The organism is Frigoribacterium sp. PhB160 (genome assembly GCF_003751785.1).
Lineage (GTDB): Bacteria > Actinomycetota > Actinomycetes > Actinomycetales > Microbacteriaceae > Frigoribacterium.
On sequence record NZ_RKIE01000001.1, the window covers coordinates 397,838 to 423,865 of the forward strand.

At 74.7% G+C, this 26,028-nt stretch carries 28 protein-coding genes; 10 read left to right on the forward strand and 18 right to left on the reverse strand.

What is annotated here, in order from left to right; genetic code table 11:
• Positions 1–131 precede the first annotated feature (131 nt).
• From EDF38_RS01865 to EDF38_RS01885, 5 genes are all read left to right on the forward strand, one after another.
• Positions 132–1,286, forward strand: coding sequence for an FAD-dependent oxidoreductase (locus EDF38_RS01865; protein ID WP_233572133.1), 1,155 nt, complete (start codon positions 132–134; stop codon positions 1,284–1,286).
• Between the two features lie 294 nt (positions 1,287–1,580).
• Entirely contained in the window at positions 1,581–2,339 is a 759-nt protein-coding gene (locus EDF38_RS01870; RefSeq protein WP_123353694.1) for an alpha/beta fold hydrolase, read from the forward strand.
• A gap of 144 nt (positions 2,340–2,483) precedes the next feature.
• Positions 2,484–2,978, forward strand: a complete 495-nt coding sequence (locus EDF38_RS01875; protein WP_123353695.1) for a pyridoxamine 5'-phosphate oxidase family protein — start codon at positions 2,484–2,486, stop codon at positions 2,976–2,978.
• Positions 2,979–3,061: 83 nt separating this feature from the next.
• Positions 3,062–4,177, forward strand: coding sequence for an SDR family oxidoreductase (locus EDF38_RS01880; protein ID WP_123353696.1), 1,116 nt, complete (start codon positions 3,062–3,064; stop codon positions 4,175–4,177).
• Between the two features lie 79 nt (positions 4,178–4,256).
• Positions 4,257–5,303, forward strand: coding sequence for an NAD(P)-dependent alcohol dehydrogenase (locus EDF38_RS01885; RefSeq protein ID WP_123353697.1), 1,047 nt, complete (start codon positions 4,257–4,259; stop codon positions 5,301–5,303).
• A 282-nt stretch (positions 5,304–5,585) separates the two neighbouring features.
• On the opposite strand, the gene EDF38_RS01890 is transcribed toward EDF38_RS01885, so the two are convergent.
• Positions 5,586–6,053: a hypothetical protein gene (locus tag EDF38_RS01890; RefSeq protein ID WP_123353698.1), complete on the reverse strand. Its 468-nt coding sequence runs from the start codon at positions 6,051–6,053 to the stop codon at positions 5,586–5,588.
• Positions 6,050–6,370: a hypothetical protein gene (locus tag EDF38_RS01895; protein WP_123353699.1), complete on the reverse strand. Its 321-nt coding sequence runs from the start codon at positions 6,368–6,370 to the stop codon at positions 6,050–6,052. The genes EDF38_RS01890 and EDF38_RS01895 overlap by 4 nt, the downstream gene beginning before the upstream one ends.
• A gap of 121 nt (positions 6,371–6,491) precedes the next feature.
• Here EDF38_RS01895 and EDF38_RS01900 point away from each other — a divergent pair, with 121 nt between their 5' ends.
• Entirely contained in the window at positions 6,492–8,108 is a 1,617-nt protein-coding gene (locus tag EDF38_RS01900; RefSeq protein ID WP_233572134.1) for a cryptochrome/photolyase family protein, read from the forward strand.
• Between the two features lie 40 nt (positions 8,109–8,148).
• Here the strand turns inward: EDF38_RS01900 and EDF38_RS01905 are convergent, their stop codons facing one another.
• The 3 genes from EDF38_RS01905 to EDF38_RS01915 form a co-directional block, all read right to left on the reverse strand.
• Positions 8,149–9,180 (reverse strand): ornithine cyclodeaminase, encoded by a 1,032-nt coding sequence (locus EDF38_RS01905; RefSeq protein ID WP_123353700.1) that lies wholly within the window; start codon positions 9,178–9,180, stop codon positions 8,149–8,151.
• A gap of 169 nt (positions 9,181–9,349) precedes the next feature.
• The gene (locus EDF38_RS01910; RefSeq protein ID WP_158613299.1) at positions 9,350–10,288 is read right to left on the reverse strand and encodes an AraC family transcriptional regulator; all 939 of its coding nucleotides are present in this window, start codon (positions 10,286–10,288) and stop codon (positions 9,350–9,352) included.
• Positions 10,289–10,407: 119 nt separating this feature from the next.
• Positions 10,408–10,968, reverse strand: coding sequence for a TetR/AcrR family transcriptional regulator (locus EDF38_RS01915; RefSeq protein ID WP_148061429.1), 561 nt, complete (start codon positions 10,966–10,968; stop codon positions 10,408–10,410).
• A 391-nt stretch (positions 10,969–11,359) separates the two neighbouring features.
• On the opposite strand from EDF38_RS01915, the gene EDF38_RS01920 reads away from it, so the two are divergent.
• The gene (locus tag EDF38_RS01920; RefSeq protein WP_123353703.1) at positions 11,360–11,695 is read left to right on the forward strand and encodes a hypothetical protein; all 336 of its coding nucleotides are present in this window, start codon (positions 11,360–11,362) and stop codon (positions 11,693–11,695) included.
• Between the two features lie 92 nt (positions 11,696–11,787).
• Here the strand turns inward: EDF38_RS01920 and EDF38_RS01925 are convergent, their stop codons facing one another.
• From EDF38_RS01925 to EDF38_RS01950, 6 genes are all read right to left on the reverse strand, one after another.
• On the reverse strand, positions 11,788–12,471 hold the full coding sequence (locus EDF38_RS01925; RefSeq protein ID WP_158613300.1) for a DUF4232 domain-containing protein: 684 nt from the start codon (positions 12,469–12,471) through the stop codon (positions 11,788–11,790).
• 108 nt (positions 12,472–12,579) lie between these two features.
• Positions 12,580–13,623 carry a TerC family protein gene (locus EDF38_RS01930; protein ID WP_123353705.1) on the reverse strand — a complete coding sequence of 348 codons (1,044 nt, stop codon included), beginning with the start codon at positions 13,621–13,623 and terminating at the stop codon, positions 12,580–12,582.
• 262 nt (positions 13,624–13,885) lie between these two features.
• Positions 13,886–14,917 carry a Gfo/Idh/MocA family protein gene (locus tag EDF38_RS01935; protein WP_123353706.1) on the reverse strand — a complete coding sequence of 344 codons (1,032 nt, stop codon included), beginning with the start codon at positions 14,915–14,917 and terminating at the stop codon, positions 13,886–13,888.
• Positions 14,914–15,684 (reverse strand): ThuA domain-containing protein, encoded by a 771-nt coding sequence (locus EDF38_RS01940; protein ID WP_123353707.1) that lies wholly within the window; start codon positions 15,682–15,684, stop codon positions 14,914–14,916. The genes EDF38_RS01935 and EDF38_RS01940 overlap by 4 nt, the downstream gene beginning before the upstream one ends.
• On the reverse strand, positions 15,681–16,952 hold the full coding sequence (locus EDF38_RS01945) for a Gfo/Idh/MocA family protein (protein WP_199734551.1): 1,272 nt from the start codon (positions 16,950–16,952) through the stop codon (positions 15,681–15,683). The genes EDF38_RS01940 and EDF38_RS01945 overlap by 4 nt, the downstream gene beginning before the upstream one ends.
• 91 nt (positions 16,953–17,043) lie before the next feature.
• Positions 17,044–17,595 (reverse strand): hypothetical protein, encoded by a 552-nt coding sequence (locus EDF38_RS01950; protein ID WP_123353708.1) that lies wholly within the window; start codon positions 17,593–17,595, stop codon positions 17,044–17,046.
• 228 nt (positions 17,596–17,823) lie between these two features.
• Between EDF38_RS01950 and EDF38_RS01955 the strand changes: the two genes are divergently transcribed.
• Positions 17,824–18,537, forward strand: a complete 714-nt coding sequence (locus EDF38_RS01955; RefSeq protein WP_123353709.1) for a YqjF family protein — start codon at positions 17,824–17,826, stop codon at positions 18,535–18,537.
• A 172-nt stretch (positions 18,538–18,709) separates the two neighbouring features.
• Here the strand turns inward: EDF38_RS01955 and EDF38_RS01960 are convergent, their stop codons facing one another.
• Positions 18,710–19,447: an SDR family oxidoreductase gene (locus EDF38_RS01960; protein WP_123353710.1), complete on the reverse strand. Its 738-nt coding sequence runs from the start codon at positions 19,445–19,447 to the stop codon at positions 18,710–18,712.
• Positions 19,448–19,532: 85 nt separating this feature from the next.
• On the opposite strand from EDF38_RS01960, the gene EDF38_RS01965 reads away from it, so the two are divergent.
• Positions 19,533–20,096, forward strand: coding sequence for a TetR/AcrR family transcriptional regulator (locus tag EDF38_RS01965; protein WP_199734552.1), 564 nt, complete (start codon positions 19,533–19,535; stop codon positions 20,094–20,096).
• A 182-nt stretch (positions 20,097–20,278) separates the two neighbouring features.
• Here EDF38_RS01965 and hxlA read toward each other — a convergent pair whose 3' ends face one another.
• Together hxlA and hxlB are read right to left on the reverse strand one after the other, a co-directional pair.
• Entirely contained in the window at positions 20,279–20,902 is a 624-nt protein-coding gene (gene hxlA / locus EDF38_RS01970; RefSeq protein WP_123353712.1) for a 3-hexulose-6-phosphate synthase, read from the reverse strand.
• Positions 20,903–20,950: 48 nt separating this feature from the next.
• A complete protein-coding gene (hxlB, locus tag EDF38_RS01975; protein WP_123353713.1) occupies positions 20,951–21,574 on the reverse strand; it encodes a 6-phospho-3-hexuloisomerase in 624 nt (207 codons plus the stop codon).
• Between the two features lie 117 nt (positions 21,575–21,691).
• Between hxlB and EDF38_RS01980 the strand changes: the two genes are divergently transcribed.
• Positions 21,692–22,579, forward strand: a complete 888-nt coding sequence (locus EDF38_RS01980) for a LuxR C-terminal-related transcriptional regulator (protein ID WP_123354960.1) — start codon at positions 21,692–21,694, stop codon at positions 22,577–22,579.
• Positions 22,580–22,612: 33 nt separating this feature from the next.
• Here EDF38_RS01980 and EDF38_RS01985 read toward each other — a convergent pair whose 3' ends face one another.
• The 4 genes from EDF38_RS01985 to EDF38_RS02000 all read right to left on the reverse strand — a co-directional run bounded on the left by EDF38_RS01985 (position 22,613) and on the right by EDF38_RS02000 (position 25,950).
• Entirely contained in the window at positions 22,613–22,876 is a 264-nt protein-coding gene (locus tag EDF38_RS01985) for a hypothetical protein (protein ID WP_123353714.1), read from the reverse strand.
• A gap of 106 nt (positions 22,877–22,982) precedes the next feature.
• Entirely contained in the window at positions 22,983–24,053 is a 1,071-nt protein-coding gene (locus EDF38_RS01990; RefSeq protein ID WP_123353715.1) for a hypothetical protein, read from the reverse strand.
• Complete coding sequence (locus tag EDF38_RS01995; RefSeq protein ID WP_123353716.1) at positions 24,050–25,312, reverse strand: hypothetical protein; 1,263 nt, start codon at positions 25,310–25,312, stop codon at positions 24,050–24,052. Before EDF38_RS01995 ends, EDF38_RS01990 begins: the two co-directional genes overlap by 4 nt.
• The gene (locus tag EDF38_RS02000; protein ID WP_199734553.1) at positions 25,309–25,950 is read right to left on the reverse strand and encodes a response regulator transcription factor; all 642 of its coding nucleotides are present in this window, start codon (positions 25,948–25,950) and stop codon (positions 25,309–25,311) included. Before EDF38_RS02000 ends, EDF38_RS01995 begins: the two co-directional genes overlap by 4 nt.
• Between the last annotated feature and the right edge of the window lie 78 nt (positions 25,951–26,028).

Genomic DNA, 26,028 nt, shown 5'->3' on the forward strand with positions numbered 1-26,028 from the left:
GTCGTCGGGTCTCGGGCGGGGACTGGGCGGGTCGCCCGACGTGCGGTGCCGTGGCTCCATACTGGCCGACGGACGTCCCCGCCGGGCGGCGACCGCAGGGCCGCACCGGCCCGCCCGACCCGAGGAGGACCGTGACCACGCACCACGACCAGGACCACGTCGTGGTCGGCGCCGGCGTCGTCGGGGCCGCCACCGCCCGGGCGCTCGCCCGGGGAGGCGCCCGCGTGCTGCTCGTCGAGCGCGGGGCTCGCGGCCACGACCGGGGCTCGTCGCACGGGGCGTCCCGCATCGTCCGCCGCGGCTACGTCGCGGACGACTGGGTCGCGCTGACCGGTCGGGCCCTCGACGACTGGCGCGCGCTCGAGGCGGAGACCGGTCGAGTCCTGCTCGACCTCACGGGCGCCGTCGACCACGGCGACCCCGTCGTCGTCGACGGCATCGCGGCCGCCTTCGAGCGCGCCGGCGTCGAGCACGAGCGCCTGACGCCCGACGAGGCGTCGGCCCGGTGGCCCGGCCTGCGGTTCGACACGAGCGTGCTGTTCCACGCGCAGGCCGGTCGCGTGCGCTCGGCCGACGCGATCGAGGCGATGCTCGACTCCGCGGTCGCCGCGGGCGCCGAGCTCCGCTTCGAGACCCGCGTCACGAGCGTGGAGGCCGCGGGGGACGACGTGGTGCTGCGTCTCGAGGACGCGGGAGGCGCCTCCTCGTCGGTCGTGTCGGCCAGCGTCGTCCTCGCGGTCGGCTCGTGGGCCCACGACCTGGTCGGCGACCTCGCCGCGGCGGCCGGCACGCCGCTGCCGCCCGTGCGCGTCACGCAGGAGGAGCCCGCGCACTTCGCCACCGACCTGCCCGACGACGCGTGGCCGAGCTTCGTGCACTACCCGAGCGACCCCGCGCTCGCGAGCCGGGTGAGCTCGGTCTACGGCCTGCTGACGCCCGGCGAGGGCGTCAAGGTCGGCACGCACGGCACGGGTCGCGAGGTGCATCCCGACGCCCGGCTCGAGCCGAGCGAGGAGGGCCGCGCCGTGCTGCGGGAGTACGTGGCCGAGTGGGTGCCGGGCGTCGACGTCGATTCGCTCGACCCGATCAGCTGCCTCTACGACACCACCCCGACCGAGGACCCCGTGCTCGACCGCGTCGGGGCCGTCACCGTGGCGACCGGGTTCTCGGGTCACGGCTTCAAGTTCGGGCCGACGCTCGGTGCACTGCTGGCCGGGGTGGCGACGGGCACGCCGGCGCCGGAGCGGTTCCGGCTGCACGGGGCCGGCGGCGGGGACGTGCGGTGATCAGCGACGTCCTGATCGGCCTCGGCGACCTCGTCCCCGTGCTCTTCTGGGTCGGGGTGGCGCTCTGCGGCGTGCTCGCGCTCCGCAAGCGCCCCGCCCGCCCCTGACGACGGCAGGGCCACGGGTGTCCACGACCGGTCGGGCCCGCACGCGCGAGGCGACGGTCCGTGGACGCTCGCCGTGCTCGCGCGCGCCCGGGCGCGGGTCCGCCCAGAGCGGAACGGGGTGCGGGGCTGCGGGCCCGCCCGTACGGTCGGGGCAGGGCGCGCCGACGCGCCCGGGGACGAGGGACCCATGACCGACGTGATCTTCGTGCACGGCGCCCTGGTGCGCGACGGCGCCTGGTGGTGGCGACCCACCGCCGACCTGCTGGAGGCGCGCGCCGGCCTCCGCAGCCGCGCCCTGGCCCTGCCCTCGTGCGGCGAGACCGCCGACCCGGGCAGGGCCTCCGACCCGGCGTCCCCGCGTTCCGCTCCCGCCGCCGACGCCCCGCCCGCGCCGGGCCTCGTCGAGGACGCCGCCGCGCTCCGCCGGCTGCTCGACGACGTCGAGGACGACGTCGTCGTCGTCGCGCACTCGTACGGCGGCACGGTCGTGGCGGAGGCCGGTCGGCACCCGGCCGTGGCGCGCCTCCTGCTGGTGTCGTCGTACCTGCCCGACGTCGGAGCGACCCAGGCGTCGCTGCTCGCCGACGAGCCCGACCCCGTCGCGATCGGCGACGCGGGCGGCGGGCTGCTCGCCCTCGAGGGCCACGACGCCGGGTCGTTCGGGGCGAGGTTCCTGCAGGACGCCGACCCCGTCGTGCAGCGCGAGGCTTGGTCGCGCGTGACCGGCCAGTCGGCGGGCGCGTTCGTCACGCCGACGACGGCCGCGGGCTGGCAGGGCGTCGACTCGACCTACCTCGTCTGCGCCGACGACCGCAGCACGACGCCCGAGCTCCAGCGCCGGCACGCCGCCCGTGCCACCCGCTCGGTCGAGCTGCCGACCGGCCACCACCCGTTCGTCACGCGCCCCGACCTCGTCGCCGAGCAGGTGCTCGCCCGCCGATCATGAGACACGCCCGGCGGCCGTCGTGCCCGTGAGCCAGCCGTGCATCCCCGCGACGTGAGCCGTGCATCGGACGCCGCCGGGGGAGCAGGGTGGGCGCATCCGCCTCACCGGCCCGGCCTCGCCCGGGCACCACGACAGGAGCAGACCATGACCGACGACACGACCACCCACGACGACGACGTCCAGACCCTCGCGAAGCTGCTGAAGGACTTCGACTTCGCGATGCTCACCACCATCGACGAGAAGGGCAAGCTCGTCGGCCACCCGATGACCGTGCAGGAGGCCGAGTTCGACGGCGACCTCTGGTTCATCGTCGGCAACGACTCCACCGCCGTCGCCCACATCGGCCGCGACGACACCGTCGGCGTCACCCTCAGCTCGAACGACTCGTGGGTCTCGCTCGCGGGCTCGGCCGTCGTCGTCGACGACCACGCCAAGCTCGAGTCGCTCTGGAACAGCCGGGTCGAGGCCTGGTTCCCCGACGGCCCGTCCGACCCGTCGGTCGGCCTCGTCAAGTTCTCGGCCGACAGCGCCGAGTACTGGGACACCCCCGGCGGCAAGGTCGCTTCGGCCCTGTCGTTCGTCAAGTCGAAGGTCACCGGCGACGCCCTCGACGCCCCGAACGCCAAGATCGAGCTCTAGCGAGCGACCGCTCGCCGTCGTCTCGGGCGACAGATGTCGTCCGGGGCGGGAACACCGGGGCGGCCCGACGACTTGGGCCCTGCATGAGCATCATCGACACGACCGACCTCGACGCCCGAGACCGCACCGCCCCGGCCCGCACCGCCCTCGTCGTCGGGGCCTCCGGCATCACGGGCTCCGCGCTGGTGGCCCGGCTGGTCTCGGAGGGGTGGGCGGTCGTCGCCCTCTCGCGCCGCGCCTCCTCGTCGGAGGGGGTGCGCGGCGTCGCCGCCGACCTGCGCGACGCCGACAGCCTCGCGGCCGCCCTCGCCGACGAGCACCCGACGCACGTCTTCTTCACGGCGTGGCAGCGCCAGGCGACCGAGGCCGAGAACATCGCCGTCAACGGCGGCATGGTGCGCGACCTGCTCGCGGCGCTCGCGCACGCGCCGCTCGAGCACGTCGCGCTCGTCACCGGCCTCAAGCACTACCTCGGCCCGTTCGAGGCCTACGCCGCGGGGGAGATGCCCGACACCCCGTTCCACGAGGAGGAGCCGCGCCTCGACACCCCGAACTTCTACTACGCGCAGGAGGACGAGCTCTTCGCCGCCGCCGAGCGCCAGGGCTTCACCTGGTCGGTGCACCGCTCGCACACCGTCATCGGCCACGCGGTCGGCAACGCCATGAACATGGGCCTGACCCTCGCGGTGCAGGCCGCACTCGTGAAGGAGCTCGACCTCGACTTCGTCTTCCCCGGCAGCGAGGCGCAGTGGAACGGCCTCACCGACATGACCGACTCGGGCGTGCTGGCGGAGCAGATGATCTGGGCGTCGACCGACCCGGCGGGCGCCGACGAGGCGTTCAACATCGTCAACGGCGACGTCTTCCGCTGGCGCTGGATGTGGCCGCGCCTCGCCGCCCACCTCGGCGTCGACCCGGCCCGCGTCGTGGGGTTCCGGCAGGAGGCGCGCCCCCTCGAGGTGCAGATGGCGCCCCACGAGGCGGCTTGGCCCCGCATCGCGGAGGCGCACGGCCTCGTCGAGCCCGACATCACCCGGCTCGCGTCGTGGTGGCACACGGACGCCGACCTCGGCCGCGAGATGGAGGTCGTCACCGACATGGGCAAGAGCCGCGACGCCGGGTTCCTCGCCTACCGCCGCACCGAGCAGGCGTTCGCCGACCTGTTCGCGCGGTACCGGGCGGAGCGGCTCGTCCCGTAGGGGAGCAGACTGGGGGCAACAGCCGACACCCGTCGTCGAACGGCTCGTCGGCGTCCGCCACGAGACGAGGAGAGACGCCATGAAGGCGCTGCGCTACACCACCATCGGACAGGCCCCTGAGGTCGTCGAGATCGACAAGCCCGTCCCCGGCCCGGGCGAGGTGCTGCTCAAGGTCACCGCCGCCGGCGTCTGCCACTCGGACGACTACGTCATGAGCCTGCCCGAGCAGGACTACCTCGACCAGCACTACCCGCTGCCGCTCACGCTCGGGCACGAGGGCGCCGGCGTCATCGAGGAGTTCGGCCCCGGCGTCGAGACCGGCCTGCAGGTCGGCGAGGCCGTGGCCGTCTACGGCCCGTGGGGCTGCGGCCACTGCCTCAACTGCTCGAAGGGCTGGGAGAACTACTGCACCAACGCCGCGGCCGAGGGCATCCGCCCGCCCGGGCTCGGCGCCCAGGGCTCCATGGCCGAGTACATGATCGTCGACGACGTGCGCCACCTCGTGCCGATCGGCGACCTCGACCCGGTCGAGAACGTGTCGCTGACCGACGCGGGGCTGACGCCGTACCACGCGATCAAGCGCAGCCTGCCGAAGCTCGGCGCGGGCACGTTCGCCGTCGTCATCGGCTCGGGCGGCCTCGGGCACGTCGGCATCCAGATGCTCAAGGCGCTCTCGGGCACGACGGTGATCGTGCTCGACGTCAGCGACGAGAAGCTCGAGCTCGCGACGCACGTCGGCGCCGACCACACGCTGATCAGCGACGAGTCGGCGGCCGACGCGATCCGCGAGATCACGGGCGGGCTCGGCGCCGACGCCGTCTTCGACTTCGTCGGGGCGGCCCCGACCATCGCGATCGCGACGTCGGTCGCGGCGATCGACTCCGACGTGACGATCGTCGGCATCGGCGGCGGGACGGCCGAGGTCGGCTTCGGCTCGATCGCCTACGACGCCGCGGTCCGCGTGCCGTACTGGGGCTCGCGCAGCGAGCTGATCGAGGTCTTCGCGCTCGCCGCCGCGGGCAAGATCGACGTCGCCGTGCAGCGCTACTCGCTCGACGACGCACCCTCGGCGTACCGCGACCTGCACGCCGGGACGGTCCGCGGGCGCGCGGTCATCGTCCCGTAGGGCTCGCTCGCTCGTGCGCTAGCGCGCGCGCTCGCGCGCGCGCCGGCGGGTGTCCACGTTCTGTCGCTTCAGCCCCGCGCTGGCGACGAGTCGTGGACACTCGTGGGGCGGCGGGCGCGTCAGCGCTTGCGGCCGAGGTAGAGCACGAGGGCGGCGACGGCTCCGGCGACGATCACGACGATCGACGCGATGATGAGCAGGTGGGCGGCAGAGACGTTCTCGAGCATCCGTCGAGGCTAGCGGCCCCGATGCGCGGGCGGCTCCGTCGCGTGGGCGGCCCCCTCAGGGCGCGAGCACACGGTCGACGACGCTGCCGTCGTCGAAGGCGAGCCGCACGGCGACCTCGTCCGCGGGCGCGGTGCTCTCGGGCAGGTCGAGCGACCACGACGTCGGCCCGTAGTCGGCCGTGCAGACCTCGCCTCCGATCTGCTGCATCTCGACCACCACGACGTCGTCGTCGACGCCGACGGCCGTCGGTGCCGACGGGCAGCTCGACGAGCCGTAGGTGGTGACGAAGAAGCTCCGGCCGGTCTCGACCCAGCCGACGGCCGGGGTCGTGTCGCCGGGTCCGTCGAGGGACAGCGCGTCCGGCACGGCACCGTCGTAGCGGTCGCCGACGACGGTGGGCCCGCTCGTGCAGCCGGTGATGAGGGCGACGGCGCCCAGACCGGTGACGACCCCTGCGACGACGCGCCCGACGCGACGCCCGGGCGCGGGCCCGCGCCGACGGCGGGGTGCCGGCCCGGTCACGCCGCGGGCGGAGTCGGGGGCACGGGCGGCCCCGCCGGGCCGGAGGGCGCGGGAGGCGCGGTCGGCCCGCCCGTTCCGTGGCTCGGAGCGGGCCCCTCGGGGCCGCGCGGGTCGGCCGGCCCCGACCCGTCGGGGTCGTCGCCGGCGAGCAGCAGGTCGAGGCGCAGCTCGCGCTCGCGGACGTAGACCGTCAGGGCGCGGATGACCCAGAGCAGGGTCCTGACCAGCAGCACGCCGAGCACGATCGCGAAGCCGATGAGCACGACGTAGACCATGAGGCCGAGCACGCCGGCGAGTCCGATGCCTGAGGAGTACATCCCGACACCGTAGCCAGGGGTGCCCCGCCGCGGCCATCCCCCACGCGACGGGCGTCGCCCCCGGGTACAGCCGACGGCGTCCCCCAGCGTCGCCCGGGCACCCCGCGCGTAGGTTCGGCCGATGGACGCCGACCCGACCGCCGCCGCCGCCCCCGGCCCCGACCCCCGCAACGACGCCGACGCCGGCCCCGACCCCCGCGACGACGCCGAGGCCGGCCCGCGACGCGTGCGCCTGGTGCTGCCGGGGCAGTGGGGCCCGCTCTTCGACACCGACCCGGGCGCCGCGACCGATGCCGAGGGCGATGCGGGCGCCGACGCCGTGCCTCCCCGCGTCCTGGTCGTCGAGGCGACCGAGACGTTCTCGGCGCGCCCGATGCACCGGGCGAAGGCCCACCTCTGGCTCTCGGCGCTGCGGCACCGCGTCGCCGAGCTCGGCGACCGGGCCGAGCACGTCCGCACGACGACCGTCGCCGAGGCGCTCGCCGGTCGCGACGACCTCGAGGTCGTCGACCCGCCGACGCGCACCCTCCGGGAGCTCGTGCGGTCGGCCTCGCCGGCGGTGCGCATCCTGCCCAGCCGCGGGTTCGTCACCGACGAGGCCGACTTCGCCGCCTGGGTCGCCGGTCGGGAGGGCCGCCTGCTCATGGAGGACTTCTACGAGGGCGTCCGGAGGCGCGAGGACTGGCTCATGGACGGCCCCGGCCCCGCGGGCGGTCGCTTCAGCCTCGACGACGAGAACCGCAACCCTCCGCCGAAGGGCGCCACGACCCTGGGCCTGCCCGACCCGGTCTGGCCCGACGAGGACGAGATCGACGACGAGGTGCGCCGCCAGCTCGACGCGTGGGAGGCCGACGGCACCGTGCGCTTCGTCGGCGAGGACGACCGGCGGCGCTTCGCCGTGACCGCCGCCGAGGCCGAGGCCGCCCTCGAGGACTTCGTCGAGACGCGCCTCGGCGACTTCGGCCCGTTCGAGGACGCCATGCTCGCGAACGACTGGACCATGGCGCACTCGCTGCTCAGCGTGCCGATGAACCTCGGCGTGCTCGACCCGCGCCACGTGGTCGAGCGCGTGCTGCGTGCCCACGCCGAGGGCGACGCACCGCTGGCGAGCGTCGAGGGCTTCGTGCGGCAGGTGGCCGGCTGGCGCGACTACGTCTGGCATCTCTACTGGCACCTCGGCCCCGCCTACGTCACCGACAACGACGCCCTCGGCGCCCGGGAGGAGCTGCCCGCCTGGTGGACCTCCCTCGACGCGTCGGAGGTCGAGGCGGCCTGCCTGTCGGAGTCGCTGGACGCCGTGCGGCGACACGGGTGGACGCACCACATCCAGCGCCTGATGGTGCTGGGCAACTGGTCGCTCCAGCGCGGCTACCGGCCCGACCAGCTGACCGAGTGGTTCACCGACGTCTTCGTCGACGGCACCGACTGGGTCATGCCCGCGAACATCGTCGGCATGTCGCAGCACGCCGACGGCGGCGTCGTCGCCACGAAGCCCTACGCCTCGGGCGGCCGGTACATCGACAAGATGAGCGACCACTGCGGCTCGTGCCGCTACTCGCCGACCGTGCGCGTCGGCGAGGACGCGTGCCCGTTCACCGCGGGGTACTGGGCCCTCCTCGCCCGGGCCGAGCCGGCGCTGCGCGACAACGGGCGGATGCGCTGGCCGCTGCGGCAGATGCGCGACCTCGCCGACCTCGACGAGGTCGTGGCGCAGGAGGCGGCGCGGCGGATGCCCTGAGCCGTGCGCCGGCCGGCCTCGGTCGGCCGGCCCGCGCCTCCTACGCGTCGACCGGGCGGCGGGCCGCGACGAGGCCGAACAGGTCCTTCGGGTCGTCGGGCTGGGCGACGAGGTCGAGCGTCGTGGCGTAGTCGGTGCCGGCCACGTCGTCGCGCAGGTACTTGAGGGCCGTGACGTCCTCGATCGCGAAGCCGACCGAGTCGAAGAGCGTGACCTGGTCGTCGCTCGTGCGGCCGGGCAGCTCGCCGGCGACCACCCGCCAGAGCTCGGTCACGGGCGAGTCGGGCGGCTGGTTCTGGATCTCGCCCTCGACCCGCGTCTGCTCGGGGAACTCGACGAAGACGTCCGCCCGCGCCACCGTCGCCGGGTCGAGTTCGGTCTTGCCGGGGCAGTCGCCGCCGATCGCGTTGAGGTGCACCCCCGGTCGCACGGCCTCGTCGGGCAGCACCACGGCGTTCTGCTTGTCGGCGGTGCAGGTCGTGACCACGTCGGCCCCGCGGGCGGCCTCGGCGGCGCTGTCGCAGACCGTCACGTCGAAGCCGAGGGGCGCGAGGTTGCGCACGAGCTTCGCGGTCGCCCGCGGGTCGACGTCGAAGACCCGCAGGGTCTCGATGCCGAGGGAGGCGCGCATCGCCAGCGACTGGAACTCCGCCTGCGATCCCGCCCCGATCAGCGCCATCACGTGCGAGTCGGCGCGCGCGAGCCGCTTGGCCGCCATCGCGCTCGTCGCGGCGGTGCGGAGCGCGGTGAGCAGCGTCATCTCGGCCAGGAAGGTCGGGTAGCCGTTGTGCACGTCGGCCAGCACGCCGAACGCCGTCACGGTCTGGAAGCCGCGCGCCGGGTTCGACGGGTGGCCGTTGACGTACTTGAAGCCGTACGTCTCGCTGTCGCTCGTCGGCATCAGCTCGATCACGCCGAGAGGCGAGTGCGACGCGACGCGGGCGCTCTTGTCGAACGACCGCCAGCGGGCGAAGTCGCGCTCGAGGGCCGTCACCATGCCGGCGGTGATCGGGCCCACCCCGCGGTCGGTGACCCAGCGGATCATGTTCTGCACGTCGACGAACTGCACCATGCGACGACTCTAGGAACCGGCGGAGCGCATCGGCAAGGGCGAGAACGCCTGACTTCTGCGCGGTGGGCGAGCAGTGTGTGCACGGCAGGTGCGCACTTCGCGTGTGGTGCGCCTCGGGAGGCCACGTCGCGCCTCCCGCACGCTCCTGGGCCGCGGTGTGCCGGCGGCCTCAGCGTCCCCGGTGCGTGCCGCGACGGAGCGTGTCGCGCGGGTACTCGCCGAACTCGGCGGCGTACGACGCCGAGAAGCGCCCGGCGTGGCCGAAGCCCCAGGTCAGCGCCACGTCGGCGACCGAGGTCGTGCTCGGCTCGGAGTTCAGCAGCTCGTCGCGGATGCGCGCGAGGCGCACCTGGCGGATGTAGCCGTGCGGCGTCACGTCGAACAGCCGCTGGAACGCCTGCTGCAGCCCCCGAGCGCTGAGCCCGGCGGCCTCGGCCACGTCGACCGGCGTGAGCGGCAGGTGCGCGTTCTCGTGGATGTGCTCGACCGCGGCCCGGAGGCGCGCGTTCTTCGGCAGCAGCAGCTCGGGCGGCAGGGGCGTCTCGTCCTGCGGGTAGAGCTCGAGCAGCGACAGCCCGGCGAGGCGGCCCATCTCGGCCTGCAGCAGCGGGCTCGCGTTCTGGTCGAGGACGCTGCGCGAGATGAGGCTGATGCTGTTGCGCCAGACCTGCATGGCCTTCGGGTCGGGGTCGGTGCGGTGGTCGAGCGTGAGGCTGTGCGGGGCGACGCCGCGCTCCTCCGCGAGCTTCTCGACGAAGCGCCGGTTCATCTGCACCAGGCGCTGGTCGTAGTCGCGGAAGGCGAAGCGGAACGAGCCCTGCGGCCACATCCGCGCATGGCCGGTCTTCAGCTCGATCTCCGTGTCGCCGACGTCGAGCGTGCCCCTGCCCCGCGTGAGCCACTGGACGACGATGTCGTCGCCGGCCACCATCTCGCCGCTGAGGCTGCCCTCGAACTGCACGTGGCGGAGGGTCATGGCGTCGTCGCCGGCGGCCGCGTAGTGGAACGAGAAGTCGTTGTCGCCGAGGTCGGCCTGCCATTCGACGCCCGCGTAGGCAGCGGCGAGCACCGCGCGGGCGGCCTCGAGGTCGGTGCCTCGTTCGTCCACGCGGATGCGTTGCGGTCTGCCCTCATCCACTGGCGCCAACTCTGGCACGGCGACGGGGCCGGGACCGCCGATCATCCGATTTGCGCAGCAGATCCGACCGGGGGGCGCGGGGCGGCCGCCTAGGACGCGACGGTCGGCTCGTACACCGCGATGAGCATCGCCGCGGCGGTGCGGGCGGCCCGCACCGGGTGCGGACGGTCGCGCACCTTGGAGGTCATGGCGGCGCCCTCGACGAGCAGCACGACGGTGTCGCCGACGACGCGGGGCAGGCCCGCCTCCTCGCAGAGCTCGGCGATGAACTGCTCGACCTCGACGAGGTGGCCGACGGCGAGGGCCTCGACGACGTGCTGGCCCGTGCCGACGGTGTCGGCGCAGGGGCAGCAGCCCGTCTCGTCCGACTCGAGGTAGGTGAACACCTCGAGCACGCGGTCGCGCGGCTCGTCGACGGCGCGGACCGCGGCGCGGAGGTCGGCGAACCAGCGGTGGTGCCGCTCGACGCAGATCGCCTCGACGAGGTCTCGGCGGGCGGGGAAGGCCTCGCGCACCTCGTCGACGGTGACCCCCGCGGCCTTCGCGACCGTCGCGTGCGAGAGCTTCGCGAAGGTGCCCGACCCGACGGCGGCGTCGGCGGCGGCGAGGAGGGCCGCGCGGTCGGGGACCACGGGGGAGGGAAGGGGCACAGGAGCTCAGATCGTCAGGACCACGCAGGAGGTGGTGGCCTCACTGTATGCGCAGCCCGCACCGAGTCGACCACACCTGTCCCCGATCCGTGGAAGCCGGTCCGCGCTGTCCCCGATGCGCTGCGCCGGCCCGGGCGCCGATGCGCCGAGGCGCGTCTTCTGGCCACTTGTCGCGGGACCGCGCGCATTGTGTCTGCCCGGATTGCCCGCCCCCGCCGGGGCTGCCATGGTCAGGATCGCGGGCGGACAGCCCCTGAACACGAGCCGCCGGGGCCACCCGGTCGGCGGAGACACGAGTCACCATGAACACCCTCCCCACGACTACCGGCGCCTACGACCTCGCGCCGACGGAACCGATCGACATCGCCGCACTCCTGAAGGAGATGACGTCTTGACCATCGAGAACCTCAGCCGCCTGCCCCACGAGCAGCTCGTGACCCACGTCCAGGGCCGGGTCACCGGCCGTCCTGCACCCCGGATCGCCCACGAGTCCCGCCTCGACGCCGACGCGGAGGACGGGTCACGCGACAGCAGCTACGTCCGCCTGACGAGCGTGCCCCAGGCCCGCATCGAGACCTACCCCCGCCGCCGCACACTCCGGGGCGCGGCCGTCGCCCGCCTCGCGGCCTGGCCCGTCGACGGCTCGACCCTCGTGCGGCCCGTGGCCGGCGAGGTGCGGTACGCCGACTTCTTCCGCCTCGACGAGCGCGAGCACGTCGTCGCCTGACGACCCCGCACCACCGACAGCGCCCCGCGGCGTCGTCCCGGCCTCGGCCGGGGGACGCGCGGGGCGCTGTCGTCGTCAGGGCGTCGTGCCGGTCAGAACGTCTGCAGGGCGCCGACCGAGAGCTGCGAGGCAGAGGTGCTGCTGCACGCGTCGACGAGCGAGCCGCCGGCCGCCACGAAGATCGACTCGACCGACCCGGGCGGGTAGATGCGGAACCCGTCGGCCGTGACCGGCCGGCAGTCGGCGTCGTCGTAGTTCGCGGCCTGGGCGATGGTGAGGATCGCCTGCACCTCGTCCTGCGGGGCGAGCGTGAGCGCGGGGTGTGCGGACGAGCGGTCGAGGGTCGCCGAGGCGCCGATCTGCGTGCCGTCGCCGTCGCCGACGAACGAGACGCCGGGCCAGCCCTGCAGCGTGCAGCTGCGGCTGCCCGTGTTCGTGAAGATGAAGGCGATGCCGACGCTGCCGGCCGCGCCGCCCCCGCCGTCCGCGATCTCGGCGCTCAGCTCGCTCACGGTGCAGCGGTCGGACGCCGTGCCCGTGTTGCCCTCGCCGAGGTCGCCGCCGCCGCCCGAGGCGCCGTCGGGGCCGGGCGTGGCCGTGGGGGCGGTCGAGGGGCTCGCGCTCGTGCCCGTCCCCGTGCTGGGCGAGGCGGTCACGGTCTGCGTCGCGGTCACCGTCGGGTCCGGGGCGGGCCCTCCCGAGCTGCAGGCCGCGAGCACCGCGACGAGAGGGAGGGCGAGCAGGGCGGACGTGAGTTTCCGGTTCGAGATGGACACGCCCCGAGCCAAGCACCGGCGCGACGACCCGGGCCCCGCGGTGTGCGCCCCGGGGACAGCAGGAGGCGCGGGGTGCGTGACCGCACACCGCGCCTCCTCGTGGGTCGCCTAGTGCCCGCGGGGCTCGTGGTCGTCGGACGTGGCGTGCGTCACGGGCTCGCCCTCGACGCGGTCGCGACGGTTCTTCTCGGCGTCGCCGCGGGTCTTCGCGAGGCTCGCGACCGTCGCGACGGCGATCGTCGCGCCGATGAAGGTGAGCGAGAACCAGATCGGGATCTCGGGCACCCAGAGCAGGGGCTCGCCGCCGTTGATGAAGGGCACCTCGTTGACGTGCAGGGCGTGGAAGACGAGCTTCACGCCGATGAAGGCGAGGATCACCGCGAGGCCCTGCGACAGGTACACGAGGCGCTCGAGCAGGCCGCCGATGAGGAAGTAGAGCTGGCGGAGGCCCATCAGCGCGAAGGCGTTCGCGGTGAAGACGATGTACGCCTCGTTCGTCAGGCCGTAGATCGCGGGGATCGAGTCGAGCGCGAAGACGAGGTCGACGAAGCCGATGGCGATGACGCAGAGCAGCAGGGGCGTGACGAAGCGCTTGCCGCTGATCTCGACCGTGAACTTGTCGTCGTGGAACTCGTCGTGCACCGGGAGGATGCGTCGCGCGATCTTGACGAAGGCGTTGTCGGCGGCGTTCCCGCCGTGGCTGCCCTTGATCTGCTGATACGCCAGCACGAAGAGCAGCGCGCCGAAGAGGTAGAAGACCCAGGAGAAGTTCTCGATGAGGGCCGCGCCGGCGGCGATGAAGCCTCCGCGCATGATCAGGGCGATGACGATGCCGATCATCAGCACCTTCTGCTGGTAGGCCCGCGGGACGGCGAAGCCCGACATGATCAGCAGGAAGACGAAGAGGTTGTCGATCGACAGGGCCTTCTCGGTCAGGTACCCGGCGAAGTACTCGCCGCCGTAGCCCCAGCCGTTCGTGACGCCGATGCCGACGCCGAAGAGCAGCGCGAGGCCGATGTAGAACGCCGACCAGCGAGCGGACTCGCCGATGGTGGGCTCGTGCGGCTTCCGCACGTGCGTGAAGAACTCGTAGACGAAGAAGGCGATGGTGACGCCGATCGTGATGAGCCAGGTGGTGGTCGTGACGTTCACGGTGCTCCGCGGGGTGGGTCGGGGTTCGGGTGGGGGGCGGCGAGGCGGGGCCTGCGTCGTCGTGCCCGCGACCGCCTCAGGAGGAAGTGAATACAGGGACGCCGCTCACTGGCTGTGAAGCTGCAGTGCCTGCACGGACCGGACGCGCTCCGCCCGCGACGCCGGACGTGCGACACCCCCGACCCGGCGACGCACCGTCAGTTCTGAGGGTGTTTCGCCGGATCGGGGGTGCGGGGTGCGTGTGCGTGCGCCGTGGGGCGCGCTAGGCGTCGCCGCGGACGGCGGCTCGCGCCTCGTCGATGACCTGCATCACGCCGACGACGTCGTCGTGGGTGTGGACGGGCGACTCGACCCGGCCCTCGGCCACGTACGACGCGAAGGCCGTCGCCTGGTCGCTCAGGCCTTCGTGCAGCGACGCGAAGCGGTCGTCGGTCCAGGTCGCCGATCGCTCGTCGTCCCCGCCGCCGAGCGTGAGCGTGAGGCTCGACGGGCCGAAGAACGGGCTGCCGACGTCGACGCGCCCCTCCGACCCGACGACCGAGGCACGCACCGGCAGGTGCGACGACAACGAGGTCGAGAGCAGGGCCCGCGCGCCCGACCCGTACGAGAGCATCAGGTCGGCGCGCACGTCGACGCCGCCGGGACCCGACTCGCCCTCGGCCACCACGCGGTCGGGAGCCCCGAGCACCGAGGCCGCGAACGAGATCGGGTAGACGCCGGCGTCGAGCAGGGCACCGCCGCCGAGGGTCGGGTCCCACAGGCGGTGCGACGGGTCGTACGGCAGGGCGAAGCCGAAGTCGGCGGTGACGAGGTGGACGTCGCCGATCGTCCCCGCGGCGAGCACCTGGCGCAGCACGTCGGACTGCGGCAGGTACCTCGTCCACATCGCCTCCATGACGAGGACGCCGGCGGCGCGGCCCGCGGCGGTGACCTCCCGCGCCTCGTCGGCCGACATCGCGATCGGCTTCTCGACGAGGACGTGCTTGCCCGCCGCGATCGCGGCGAGGGCCTGCTCGCGGTGGAGAGTGTGCGGGGTCGACACGTAGACGACGTCGACCTCGGGGTCGGAGACGAGGGCCGCGACGCTCGGCAGCACGCGGTCGACCCCGTGCCGGGCCGCGAAGGCGGCGGTCTTCTCCGGGTCGCGCGCCGTCACGGCGACGGCACGCTGCGTGGTGTGGGCGTGCAGGGCGGCCACGAAGCGGTCGGCGATGCTCGTGCCGACGACGCCCCACCGCAGGGCCGGCACCGAGCCCGCGTCGACGACGCGCGGGGCGGGCAGCTCGAGCGTCATCGGGCGTCCCCCTCGAACCAGCCGAGCGGGTGGAGGTCGGCGGTCAGCTCGCGGCGGGGCTGCGTCGGGCGGGCCCAGCGGACGCCGTTCGCGAGCACCCGCCGGATCTCGGCCTGGTGGTACACGGGGTACTCCTGGTCGCCGGGCGAGAAGTAGAAGAGCTTGCCGAGGCCGCGGCGCCAGGTCGCGCCCGAGCGGAACACCTCCCCGCCGGTGAAGGTCGACAGGAAGATCAGCTCGTCGGGCGTCGGGACGTCGAAATACTCGCCGTAGGTCTCCTGCTCGGGGATGACCAGCGGGTCGGGCACGCCCTCGGCGATGGGGTGCGTCGGTGCGACGGTCCAGACGAGCTCGCGCTCGGCGGCGTTCCGCCACCGCAGCGAGCAGGTGGTGCCGAGGAGGCGCGTGAACGGCTTCGAGTAGTGGCCCGAGTGCAGCACGATGATGCCCATGCCCGACTGCACGTGCCGGACCACGCGCTCGACGACCTCGTCGCTCACCTGGTCGTGCGCGATGTGCCCCCACCAGAGCAGCACGTCGGTCTCGGCGAGGCGCTCCTCGGTGAGGCCGTGCTCGGGCTCGGCGAGCGTCGCCGTCGACACGTCGACCTCGTCGCCGAGGAGCTCGCGGAGCCCGGCGGCGACCACCTCGTGGATGCCGTCGGGGTAGTGGGCCAGCACGGTCTCGTCGCGGCGGGTCTCGTGCACGAACTCGTTCCAGACGACGACCCGCGTCGGGCGGGTCGGCTGCTGCGGGGCGTCGGTCATCGGGTGGTCTCCTCGGTGCGGCCGGCGGCGCCGGTCGGGGGCGTGACGGTGGTGGTGGGCGTGGTGCCGCGGTCGGCGCTCGCAGGGTCGTCCTGGGGCACCTCGATCTCGCGGCCCTGCTCCGCCGAGGCGTAGATCGCGTCGACGACCCGGCTGCGGTGGAGCGCGTACTCGCCGTACCGGCCCGGGTAGCGGGGGGTCGCGTCGGGGGAGGCCGCGCCTCCGGGGGCCTGGCCTGCCTGGACCGAGGCGATGAACCCCTCGATGACGGTGCGGTGGTGGCCCGAGGGCACGTGCACGACGGGGCGCGTCACGGCGGGCTGCCCGAGCACGTCGGAGTAGAGCGTCAGGGTGCCGTCGGTCGCGTAGTCGTCGACGTGCAGGCGCGCGCCGCCGGTGGCGCCGAGCAGCTCGACCTCGATGTCTTCGTGCACCTTCGAGTACGAGGCCCAGGAGGCCTGCAGCTGAAGGCTGCCGCCGTCGTCGAAGCGGAGCAGGGCGCTCGAGAAGTCCTCGACGTCGAAGGCCGCCCCGGTGGGGCTCGACGAGACGCCGTAGACGCGGCCGCCGCGGCCGGCCGCGCCGAGCACGCCGTACGCGACGGCCGAGACGCTCGTGACGCGGGGCTCGCCGAGCAGGTGCAGGGCGATGTCGAGCACGTGGGAGCCGAGGTCGATCATCGGGCCGCCGCCGGAGGCCGACTTGTTCGTGAACCACGAGCCCATGCCGGGCACGCCGGCCCGCCGCATCCAGCTCGCGCGCGCGTGGTAGACGTCGCCGATCGGGTCGTCGGCGAGCCAGTCGGCGAGGAACGCGACGTCGGCCCGGCGACGGTGGTTGTACGCCACCTCGAGCACGCGGTCGGCGTCGCGCGCGGCCGCGACCATCTCGGCGGCGAGGTCGCCCGTCGTGGCGAGGGGCTTCTCGCAGAACACGTGCTTGCCGCTTCGCAGGGCGGCCATGGCGATGGGATGGTGCAGCGCGTTCGGGACGCCGATCGAGATGACGTCGAGGTCGTCCATGGCGACGACGTCCTGCCAGTCGGCGACGAGGCGCTCGACCCCGTAGGCCGAGCCGAGCTCGTGCAGGCGGGCCTCCTCCTGCCCGGCCAGGGCGACGACCGTGGCGCCGGGCAGCGACGAGAACGCCTCGAGGTGGGTCGACCCGGCGAAGCCGAGGCCGATCACGCCGACGCGGAGGTCGCGGGGAGTCGTGCTGGTGCTCACGTCGGCGTCGCCGGCGGTCGCGGGGTCGTGATCGAACGTCATCGTTTCCTCTCGAGGGGGGCCGTCGGGGTCGCCGACGCAGTCCGTCGAGCGTATCGACGGGGGAGGGGGGGCTGTCGAGCCCGGGCGGGCGTCAGTGCGCCCCGGGGCCCGACGACGGGGCTGGGGAGGGATCACCGGCGGGGCCGGCTGCGGCTGCTGTGCGGCGAGACCGCGAGACCGAGACGCCGGCGGCGGCGATCGCGACGACGACCGCGGCGGAGCTCGTCCAGTAGAGGGGCACCGCTCCCGGAGCGTGGTCGCCGCCGGTCGTCAGGAACCCGTCGGCGAGCTGCATCCCGGGGGTGAACGACACGAGCGCGAGAGCCGGGGCCCCGGCGGCCAGGACGAGCGAGAACTCGATGACGACGTGCAGCGGCGACAGGTCGCGCGAGCGCAGGGCGGTGACGAGCAGCCAGCCGGCGATCGCGACGCCCGCCACGCCGAAGAGCAGCGGCGGCACCGGCGAGAACGACTGCCCGACCCGGTCGAGCTCGGCGTGGATCTCGGCGAGCGAGCGGCCGGGCACCGTCGCGAGCGGGTTCCAGACCAGCACCTGCAGCACCCCGACGACCGCGTAGGCCGTGACGAGCAGGGCGCCGACGACCGCGACGAGACGGCCGGAGGCGCGGTGTCGGCGAGGCATCCCGCCACCGTACCGGGGCCGGTCCCGCCGCCCCTGCCGGGACCGTCCGGGTGCTGCGTCCCCGACCCGCGCCTCCCCGGCTCTCAGCTCTCGGAACGGGATTCACCCGGCTCGAGCCCGAGCTCGGGTGCGGGGGTGCGGCGCTCGGGCTCGGGTTCACCGGTGTCGCGGGCGCGCGGCGTGGGGGCGCGACGGCCCGGGCAGGCGGGCTCGGTGTAGGCCGGACGGGTGTCCGCCGTCGCCCCGCCCCTGCCGCGCCGCCCCGTGACCCAGCACGACTGGCGCGAGGTCGTCGGGCTGCACTGGCGCGTCGAGCCCGACCGCGTCCGCTCGCTCGTCCCGCCCGGCACCCGTCCCGACGAGCACGCCGGAGCCGCCTGGGCCTCCCTCGTCGCCTACCGCTTCGTCGACAGCACCGTGCCCCCGCTGCCCCGGCTCGGGCGGATCGGCACGATGACCGAGATCGTCGTCCAGGTCGCGACGGTCGACGGCCTCGGCAGGCAGGGCGTCGCCTACCGCTCGATCGACACGCAGCACCTCCCCGCCGTCGCGGCCGCCCGGCTCATCGGCCTGCCCTACGTCTGGGCACGGGCGGGCTCGCGGGTCCGCCCCGACGACGTGGCGCACCGCACCGAGCGTCGCCGGCGCGGCAGCACCGCGGGAGGCGCGGGCTGCCTCGTCCGCGTGACCCCCGGCACCGAGGAGGTCGTCCCCGACGCCGCGACCCGCTTCGTGTCCGACCGCTGGGGCGTGCACGCCCCGTCGTGGGGAGCGACCCGGTGGTGGCGCCGCGAGCACGAGCCCTGGACGTTCCGCTCCGTGACCGTCGACCGGCTCGACGACACGCTCCTCGCGGCGGCCGGCCTGCCGGGCCTCGCCGACCGTGAGCCCGACCTCACGACGTGGTCGCCGGGCGTCGTCGTCCGCTACTCGCGGGGCTGACGCCCTGTCGTGCTGCCCCCGACCCGGCGAACCGCGTTCCGAGCGATGAACCGCGAAGCTTCACGGTTCATCGCTCGGAACGCGGTTCATGGGCGAGTGGCGAGTGGCGAGTGGCGAGCGGGGGAGGCGCGGGGTGCGCGGGAGCCGCACCGCGCCTCCCCGGCGGCTCGGGTCAGACGCGGGCGGGGAGCATGCCGGCGTAGCGGTCGGTCGGGTCGAGGGCGAGGCTCGCCTTGACCTGGCGGGCCGGCTCGTCGGCGAGCACCTCGAGATCGCCGCGCTCGAGTCCGTCGAGCGCCGCCGTGACCACGTCGGCCACGGTGATCTTCTCGCCGTCGAACCCGGCGGTCATGTCGGTGTCGACGAGTCCCATGTGGAGGCCCGTGACCTGGGTCCCCTGCGCGCCGAGCTCGAGGCGGAGGCCGTCGGTGAGGCCCCAGGCCGCGGCCTTCGTGGCTCCGTAGGTGGTGGCGCCCGGGAACGACGACCACGACGACGCCGACAGCACGTTCAGCACGGCGCCGCCGCCGTTGCGGGCGAGCGTGTCGGCGAAGGCCCGGGTGACGGCCAGCGGGCCGAAGACGTTGGTCTCGAACTCGCGGCGGATCGCGGCGAGGTCGCCCGTGACGAGCGGGATGGCCGACGAGATGCCGGCGTTGTTGACGACGATCGTGACGTCGCCGGCCGCGTCGGCGACGCGCTGCACGGCCTCGTGGTCGGTCACGTCGAGGGAGACGGCCTCGACGACGGTGCCGGTGACGGGATCGGTGCCGACGCCGGCGACGGTCGAGGCGTCGCGCGCCCCGGCGACGACTCGGGCGGCCCCGCGCTCGCGCAGCTGGCGGACGAACTCGGCCCCGATGCCTCGGCTGGCTCCGGTGACGACGACGACGGACTCTCGGATCTGCATGGCTGACCCTTTCTGTAGTGGTTGTTACACATCTGACGAGGCCGACCGTAGCACATTGCGTAGCGAGCGCTATAGAATGATCGACATGGCTGGCAGACCGAGGGGATTCGACCGCGACGAGGCGCTCTCCGTCGCGATGCAGCAGTTCTGGACGGACGGCTACGACGAGACGACGGTCGCGACCCTGACCCGCGAGATGGGCATCTCGGCCCCGAGCCTCTACGCCGCCTTCGGCGACAAGGACGCCCTCTTCGACGCCGCCGCCACCTGCTACGCGGACGGGGCGACGGCGACGCTCGAGCAGTTCCTCGCCTTGCCGACCGTGGGGGAGGCGCTCAGTCGCGTCGTGCGCGGCAGCGCGGCCGGGTACTCGGACGCGTCGACGCCCTCCGGGTGCTTCGTGCTCAGCGAGCCCAAGCTCGCCGCCCGCCGACGCGACATGGCGGAGCGCATCGCCCGCCGCCTCGACCAGGCCGTCACGGAGGGCGAGCTGCCCGCCGAGACCGACGCGCGGGCGCTCGCCGAGTTCGTCGTCGCCGTGCTCGGCGGCATGTCGACCCGGGCCCGTGACGGCGGATCGGCGGCCGAGGTGGCGGCGATCGGCGAGCTCGCCCTCGCCGGGCTGCCGGGCGTGCCGCCCGCGCGCTGAGCCCGGAGCGCGAAGAACCGCGTACCGAACCATGAACCGCGGAGCTTCGCGGTTCATGGTTCGGTACGCGGTTCATGGTGCGGTGCGAGTGCCGGGCAGGCCGGGCCGCGGGCCGCAGGGCGCGACCGCATGCGGGAGGCGCGGTGCCGGCCTGGCCGACACCGCGCCTCCTGAGGGAACGACTACTTGATCGCGGCGCGGATCTCCGCGGCGGCGGCGGCCACGTCGTCAGCACCGTAGATCGCGGCACCGGCGACGGCGACCTGCGCGCCGGCCTCCTGCACCGAGCCGACGGTCGCGGCCTTGACGCCGCCGGCGACCGAGAACGGGACGCCCGAGTCACGGCCGGCCTCGAGCAGCTTCTCGAACGTGAAGCCCTCCTCGGCCTGCTCGTCGAGTCCGGCGTGCATCTCGACGAACTCGGCGCCGAGGGCGACGACCTCCTTGGCGCGGGCGGCCTTGTCGGAGACGCCGATCAGGTCGACGACGATGCCCTTGCCGTGCTCCTTCGCGGCCTTGACCGCACCGGCGATGGTGCTGTCGCCCGCGACGCCGAGGACGGTGACGAGGTCGGCACCGGCCTTGAAGGCCTCGCCCGCCTCGAGCTCGCCGGCGTCCATCGTCTTGAGGTCGGCGAAGACGGTCTTGTCGGGGTGCGCCTCCTTGATCGCCGTGATGGCGCGGAAGCCCTCGGCCTTGATCAGGGGCGTGCCCAGCTCGATGATGTCGACGCTCGGCGCCGCGGCGGCGGCGAGCTCGAGGGCGGCCTCGGTGGTCAGGGTGTCCATGGCGAACTGCAGCTTCATGTGGTGCTCCTTCGTGGGGTGGGATGGGTGGTCGAGTCGCCGGGTCGGCTACTCGAGGTTGGCGTGGCGGGGCCACATGTCGTCGGCGCTCTGGCCGGAGCGCTTCCACAGCGCGTGGAAGACGGCGTCGCCGACAAGCAGCACCGCCTGCTCGAACAGGCCTCCGGCGTACTGGGCCGAGGCGGTGCCCGAGCGGTCCTCCTTGCCGGCCGCGGGCACGACGACCGTGACGGTCGCGAGGTCGGCGAGGGGCGACGACGAGGCGGCGGTCACGGCGAGCACGCGAGCCCCCGCCGAGGAGGCCGACTCGGCCGCGCTCACGACGCCGCTCGTCGTCCCGGAGCCGCTGGCCGTCAGGAGCACGTCGCCCGGGGTGATCGCCGGCGACGTCGCCTCGCCCACGACGTGGACGGTCAGCCCGAGGTGCATCAGCCGCATGGCCGTCGCCTGCAGGGCGATGCCCGAGCGGCCGAGGCCGTGGACGAACACGCGATCGGCCGACGACAGCGCGTCGGCGAGGCGCTCGAGGTGGTCGGGAGCGGCGACCAGGTGGTCGACGAGGTCGCCGAGCTCGTCGCGGACGAGCCGCAGCGAGTCGGCCACGGACGGGCCGGAGGCGCGGGTCGGGTCGCCGGCGGAGGCGTCGGTACGGGGATCGGTCACGTCGCTCATGAGTTCCAGCTTTCTCTCGCTCGCCCCGCGACGTCACCGTCCGTCCGGGCCGTTCGACTGCCCGTTCGGGTAGTCCGGCGCGGGTGGGCGGGTAGGTGCGTGGGTAGGGTGACCGGCATGACCGAGCCGAGCCGCGCCTCCTCGCCCGCCCTCGACCACCGGGCGGAGCCGGGCGGTCTGCCGCACGACGCCGCCGCGCGCGCCCTCGCCTCCGAGCACACCCGCGCCCTCGCCGCGCTCGTCGACCGCCAGGCCGTGACGCTCGAGTCGCTGCTCGCGGTGCTGCGCTCGGATCGCCTCGACGACCGCGCGGCGCGCGTCGAGGCGATCGACGTGGCGGCGGGGGCCATCGTCGAGCTGCGGACCGGCACCGACCGGCGACGCGACGGCCAGCTCGAGCCGGTGGTCGGCGCGTTCGCGCGGCTGCGCAACGACCTGCGGCCGCTCGTGCGGTTCGGCGACCTCGACGTGCAGTTCGTCGAGCCGCCCGCGACCGGTCGGGCGCTGCCCGGCGACGTCGCGCACGCGGCCCGGGCGGTCGTGCGGAACGCGGTGCTGACGCTGGTCGACCGGGGCTCGGCCCGCCGGGTGCGGATCCAGTGGGACTGCGACGGGCTGAACCTGCTCATCGGGATCCGCGACGACGGCGACGGCGGCCTGAGCGCCCGTGACGACGCCCTGCGGCCGATCGCGGAGCAGGTGACGGCCGTGGCCGGCGAGCTGACCGTGTCGTCGACGTCGGGCTGGGGCTCGGAACTCGCGGTGCGGATGCCGCTCGACCCGCCCCCGGCGCCCGAGTCGTGGCAGGGAGGCACGACTCTGAGCGAGCGGGAGCGGGAGGTGCTGCGGCTGGTGGTCGGCGGGTCGCGGAACCGCGACATCGCCGGCGAGCTGGGCATCAGCGAGAACACGGTGAAGTTCCATGTCTCTCGACTGCTGCGCAAGCTCGGCGCCCGGAGTCGCACCGAGCTGGCAGGGCTCGCGGGCGCCGTCGGCGGGGCGTAGCGCCCGACCGGGTCAGGGCCCGTGAGGGCCTGTTCAGGGCTTGTTCAACCCGGCGTGGCCGGTCATGTCGATCTCGTCAGGATCGACCTCGACGGTGCCCTCGTCGTCGGGCCCGCCGGTGCCCGGCAGGGTCGTGACGGCGTCCTCGTCGATGTCGTCGTCGACGGCGGGGCTGTCGCTCACGGGCGACGACTGCATCTCGTCGATGGTGCCCTCGCTGCGGGGGCTGTCGACCGTGGGGTCGTCGGTGTTCGAGGTGGCGTCGGTCAGGTCGGTGGAGTGCTCGTCTTCGCGCATGCCGCGACCGTACGCCGCACCCCCGACAGCGGCCCGGGGGCCGGCTCGACGTCGAGCGATCCTCGCCGCGGGGCCGCTCGGCGCCCGGCAGCGCCCGAGGCCGGCGTCAGCGCGCGAGGAAGGTCGCGTCGTGCTGACCTGCCGCGCCGACGACCGTGACCGCCCAGCCGCGCTCGTCGCCGGTCCCCGCGCTCGTCAGGCGGGCCGTGAACGACTCGCCCGTCTCGGCGGCGAGGAGGGGGGCGACCCAGGCGGCCACCTCGTCGCCGACGGCCTCCGGCACCTCGGTGGAGGAGTCGTCGAGCAGCAGCACGCTCACGCCGCGGAGGCGGGCGGCCCGCGCCTCCTCGGCGACGGGTCCGACCGCGAACGAGCGGGCCCGGAGCGCGTCGCGGAGCTCGGCCTCGACGGCCTCGTACTCCCGTCGCTGCCGGGGGTCGGTGGGGCTCGCCGTCGTGATGCGCTCGAGGGCGGGCCGGGCGACGCGCACGAGGCGGTCGGCCTCGCGCCGTCGTTCGTCCGCGCGCGCCGACTCGGCCTCGACCTCGGCCCAGCGGGTGCGCTCGGAGGCGTGCAGGCGGTCGAGGCGGGCGCCGAGCCGGGCGATTCCGACGGCGAAGGCGGTGCCGATCGCGAGGGTGCCGACGTGTCGCACGACGAGTCCGGCCCCCGCCGCCGCGCCCGGCCCGGCGAGCTCGGCCCAGCCGACGACGATCGCGACGACCACGAGCATGCCGACCCAGGCGAGGCGGCTGCGGCCCCGGACCGCGACCCCGGTGAGCGAGAAGGTGACGGCGCCGAGCGCCCAGGCGGAGTACCCCGCGGGCTCGCCCGTCGTGGGGATGCTGTCGAGCGTCGAGAGCACCACCGCCGCGGAGGCGCCCACCACGACCCACGCACCCGCCCGCGTCAGGCGCCGGTCGCCTCGCCGCACGCAGACGACGGCGCTGAGGGCGACGAGCACGAGCGCCAGCCACTGCACCGGGCTGCGCGCCGCCCCGGCCGACATCACGGCGAGCACGACCTGCGTCAGGACGACGACGGCGGCCACGAGGGCGGCGGCGGGCATCGGCAGGGTGAGCGGACCGGGCGCCGTCGAGCCCCCGCGCGGCCGAGCCCCCTCGACGACCGCGGTGCCCTCGGCGGCCGCGCCGCCGGCCCGCTGTTCGCCGCTCACGGCGCCCGCCAGTCGATCTGCACGCGCGTGCCGACGTCGGGTCGCGAGACGACGACCACGCGGGCCCCGGGCTGCGCCGAGACCGTCTCTCGGATGCCCTGCGAGAGGCCGAGCCGGTCGCTCCGGGTGCCGCCCACGACGAAGCCGCGGCCGTCGTCGAGCACGGTGACGGCCCCGCTGCCGTCGGCCCGCACCTCGACGTGGAGGGCTCGCCCGACCGACCGGTCCGGGACGTCGGCGTGCTTCTGGGAGTTGCGCAGCGCCTCCCTCGTGGCCTCGCGGACGGCGGTCGCGAGCCGGGCCGGCAGGTCGGGCGCCGCGACGACGTCGTGCGAGAACTCCGCCGTGGGGGCGAGCTCGGTGAGGTCGGCCTGCAGGGTCCAGGCGAGGTCGCGGCCCGAGACCGGTCGCGAGGGGGCGTCGGCGGTGACGAGCTCGTCGATGTCGCGGATCGCGCGGCGGGCGTCGGCGGCCGCGACGTGGGCGAGCCCCTCGGGCGCCTGCGCGGCGACGAGCAGGGTGCCGAGCACGCGGTCGTGCACGAGGGCGGAGACCCGCACGCGCTCGGCCCGGCGCGCGTCGGCGGAGGCGGCGGCCGCGGCGGCGACCAGCTCGTCGGCGGCCGCGGCGTCGACCTGGGCGGCCGAGCGGCGGGCCAGCAGCACGAACGAGGCGAAGAGGAGGTCGAACGCCACGGCGTAGACGCCGTCCTGCACGGCCGTCGGCAGCGCCTCGGCCGCGGAGGGGTGGACGAGCACACCGCCGACCGTGACCCCGACGCTGACGCCGGCCACGACGACGAGCACCCACGGCCAGCGCATGACGAGGGCGGCGGCGGTCGTGCCGACGGCGGTGAGGCCGAAGACCCACGGTCCCGCCGGGCCGGCGGGCAGGCCCGCGCCGACCACCGCGACGGGCACGGTCGCGACGACGAGGAGGTAGCCGATCGCGACCAGGCGCGCGAGGACGGCCGCGGCACGCAGGCGCCCGAGCAGCGAGAGCACCCCGAGCGCCGCGGGGAGGAGCGTGACGACGGCCACGGCGGCGACGGACCACGCCGGGTGGAAGACGCCCTGCTGGTCGAGCGCGGAGGGGGCCGCGAGGGCGGTGAAGACGACGGCCCCGGCGCCGAACGCCGTGCCGACGACGCGGTCGGCGCCGTCCCGGGCGGAACGGGGCTCCCGGGCGGGGTGCGTCTCGCGCGCGGGCCGAGGCGCGCGCGCGGGGCGGGGCTCGCGGGCGGGTGCGGCCTCGCTCACGCGCCGTCGCCCGGCAGGGGCAGGAACCCGTCCTCGACGGCCCGTTTGTAGAGGTCGACCTTGGTCGGCGCGGGGCGTCCGGCGCGGGCGTACTTGTCGCGGATGCGCCGCACGTAGTCGTCGACCGTCGCGACCGAGATGCCCGTCGTCGTCGCGACCACCTGCGCCTTGTTGCCCGCGGCGAAGAGGGCGAGCACGTCCGACTCGCGCGGGCTGAGCGCGGCGTCGGGCAGGGCGGGGTCGGAGGCGAGGGCGGCGGCCCACTCGGTCGACACGACGGGGGCGCCCGAGGCCGCCCGACGCAGCAGCTCGAGCAGCTGGGGGCCGCTCGTCGACTTCGAGATGACGCCGAGGGCGTCGGTCGTCGCCGCCAGCCGGACGAGGTAGGGGCTCTCGCCCGACGTGAACGCGACGACGCGGGCGCCGGTCGCGGTGAGTCGCCGGACGTTGCCGACCGGGGACGAGCCGTCGCCGAGGCGCAGGTCGAGCAGCACGAGGTCGTCGTCGCCGAGGCCGGGCCGCGCGGCGAGCAGCTCGTCGACCGTCGAGGCGCTCGAGCCGTAGGCGAGGTCGTCGGCCGAGTCGACGAGGCGCTCGACGGCGACCGAGATGATCTCGTGGTCGTCGACGGAGCTCACCGTGGTGCTCGGCCGCGGGGTCGGTGCGTCGTCCCGAGCGTGCGCGTCGTCGCCTGCGTGCGTGTCGTCGTCCATGTG